We start from the raw sequence: 3,181 nt of genomic DNA on the forward strand, positions 1-3,181 counted from the left end.
TAAGTAGTAAACATTACATCTTATCTCTTTTGTCTTATATCTTATGTCTTGTATCTTACAACAAAAACATATCTTCAGGAAAGAGCTTCAATACATATTCATTCTATTTCTTTTAGCTTAGTCACAAACTTTGCAGTCTATCATAACACACAACATACAACCGGTCTGGAAGCTTTCGGGCAATTAGTACTGCTCGGCTTTGACATCTCTGCCTTTACACCTGCAGCCTATCAACGTCATCGTCTCTAACGACCCTATAAGGAAATCTTATCTTGAGGCCGGCTTCGTGCTTAGATGCTTTCAGCACTTATCCGTTCCGTACGTAGCTACCCAGCAATGCTCCTGGCGAAACAACTGGTACACCAGCGGTACGTCCAACACGGTCCTCTCGTACTAGTGTCAGATCCCCTCAAATTTCCAACGCCCACGACAGATAGGGACCGAACTGTCTCACGACGTTCTGAACCCAGCTCGCGTGCCACTTTAATGGGCGAACAGCCCAACCCTTGGGACCTTCTCCAGCCCCAGGATGTGACGAGCCGACATCGAGGTGCCAAACCGCTCCGTCGATATGAGCTCTTGGGAGCGATCAGCCTGTTATCCCCGGAGTACCTTTTATCCTTTGAGCGATGGCCCTTCCATGCGGAACCACCGGATCACTATGCTCTAGTTTCCTACCTGCTCGGCTTGTAGGCCTCACAGTCAAGCACCCTTGTGCCATTGCACTCTACGGACGATTACCAAACGTCCTGAGGGCACCTTTAGAAGCCTCCGTTACTCTTTTGGAGGCGACCACCCCAGTCAAACTACCCACCACACAATGTCTCCCGACATCCATCGGGATTAGGCACCAAGTAAGTAAAGGGACGTATTTCAAGGATGACTCCCCGACTCCTGGCGAAGCCGGCTCACTGTCTCCGTCCTATCCTACACATCAATTACCCAGTGTCAATGTGAAGCTGCAGTAAAGGTTCACGGGGTCTTTCCGTCCCGTCGCGGGTATCCGGCATCTTCACCGGAACTACAATTTCACCGAGCTCATGGCTGAGACAGTGCCCAGATCGTTACACCATTCGTGCAGGTCGGAACTTACCCGACAAGGAATTTCGCTACCTTAGGACCGTTATAGTTACGGCCGCCGTTTACCGGGGCTTCAGTTCAATGCTTCTCCAACCTAAATCAGATAACATCCCCCCTTAACCTTCCGGCACCGGGCAGGTGTCAGGCCTTATACATCTTCTTTCGAATTAGCAAAGCCCTGTGTTTTTGCTAAACAGTCGCCTGGGCCATTTCTCTGCGCCCTACATCGCTGCAGGGGACCCTTCTCCCGAAGTTACGGGCCTATTTTGCCTAGTTCCTTAGCCATGAATCACTCGAGCGCCTTAGTATTCTCAACCCAACTACGTGTGTCCGTTTACGGTACGGGCTCCTGTAACCTGAAGCTTAGAGGTTTTTCTCGGTTGCTCTTACACCTTTATCCGGTTGCCCGTAGGCTCCCGGTACTTTCAGGTTCGACTCTCATAACGGATTTACCTGTTATGATCAATATCTACACCCTTAAACGTACTATTCCGTCAGTACGCAAGGCTATCAGTGCAACGTCACCCCTTCGCAGTTACAGCAGGTAACGGAATATTAACCGTTTTGCCATCGAGATCGCCTCTCGGCTTACCCTTAGGTCCCGACTAACCCTGATCCGATTAGCGTTGATCAGGAATCCTTGGTCTTTCGGCGAGGAGGTTTCTCACCCCCTTTATCGTTACTTATGCCTACATTTGCTTTTCCAGAAACTCCACAATACATTACCATACTGCTTCAACGTCGCTGGAATGCTCCCCTACCTATTAATATTGCTATCAATAGCATAGCTTCGGTGATATGCTTATGCCCGATTATCATCCATGCCCGGTCGCTCGACTAGTGAGCTGTTACGCACTCTTTAAATGAATGGCTGCTTCCAAGCCAACATCCTAGCTGTCTGAGCAACCAGACCGCGTTTGGTCAACTTAGCATATACTTGGGGACCTTAGCTGATGCTCTGGGTTCTTTCCCTCTCGGACACGGACCTTAGCACCCGCGCCCTCACTCCCATACATCATTTTGTAGCATTCGGAGTTTATCAGGGGTTGATAGGCGGTGAAGCCCTCGCGCCCTATCAGTCGCTCTACCTCTACAAAACTAATATGAGGCTGCACCTAAATGCATTTCGGGGAGTACGAGCTATTTCCAAGTTTGATTGGCCTTTCACCCCTACCCACAACTCATCCAAAGACTTTTCAACGTCAACTGGTTCGGTCCTCCATCTCGTGTTACCGAGACTTCAACCTGGTCATGGGTAGATCACATGGTTTCGCGTCTAGCGCCACTAACTTATTCGCCCTGTTCAGACTCGCTTTCGCTTCGGCTGCCCCGCTCCAGCGGGTTAACCTTGCTAGTGACGACTAACTCGTAGGCTCATTATGCAAAAGGCACGCCGTCACCACATAAATGCAGCTCCGACCGCTTGTAGGCGTACGGTTTCAGGTTCTTTTTCACTCCCCTGTTCGGGGTACTTTTCACCTTTCCCTCACGGTACTGGTCCACTATCGGTCTCCCAGGAGTATTTAGCCTTACCAGATGGTCCTGGCAGATTCAGACAGGATTTCTCGTGTCCCGCCCTACTCAGGGTACTGCTATCAATAATAAACTTTACAAGTACGGGGCTTTCACCCTCTCTGGCATTACTTTCCAGTAAGCTTCCTCTTCTTTTTATTACCAAATATCGCAGCCCTACAACCCCGCATTTGCCAAAACAAATACGGTTTAGGCTATTCCCACTTCGCTCGCCACTACTACGGGAATCACTTTTGTTTTCTCTTCCTCCGGGTACTTAGATGTTTCAGTTCTCCAGGTTCGCCTCCTATAAATAGGATGTCATACCTTCAGTATAACGGGTTGCCCCATTCGGACATCCGCGCATCAAATGGTTATTTGCACCTTTACGCGGCTTTTCGCAGCTTGTCACGTCCTTCTTCGCCTCTGGGAGCCCAGGCATCCACCATACGCCCTTAGTAACTTCTTCAGACCTTATTCAGGTCGTAGTCGTCTGTTATATATTCTACTTTAACGCTTGTTTCAAACTAAAAAAATATCCTAAAATATCTTCTCAGCTCTTTCCCTCAAACATGTCAATGAACTCTTT

Annotated in this window: 1 rRNA gene; it reads right to left on the minus strand. The window is 49.0% G+C overall.

Features of this window, described 5'->3' with window-relative positions:
* Nucleotides 1-163 precede the first annotated feature (163 nt).
* A 23S ribosomal RNA gene (locus ACE1EF_RS19765) occupies nt 164-3,063 on the minus strand.
* Nucleotides 3,064-3,181 lie beyond the last annotated feature (118 nt).

It is taken from the genome of Quyinboa sediminis (assembly GCF_042219855.1).
Lineage (GTDB): Bacteria > Bacteroidota > Bacteroidia > Bacteroidales > UBA5342 > JBHJHP01.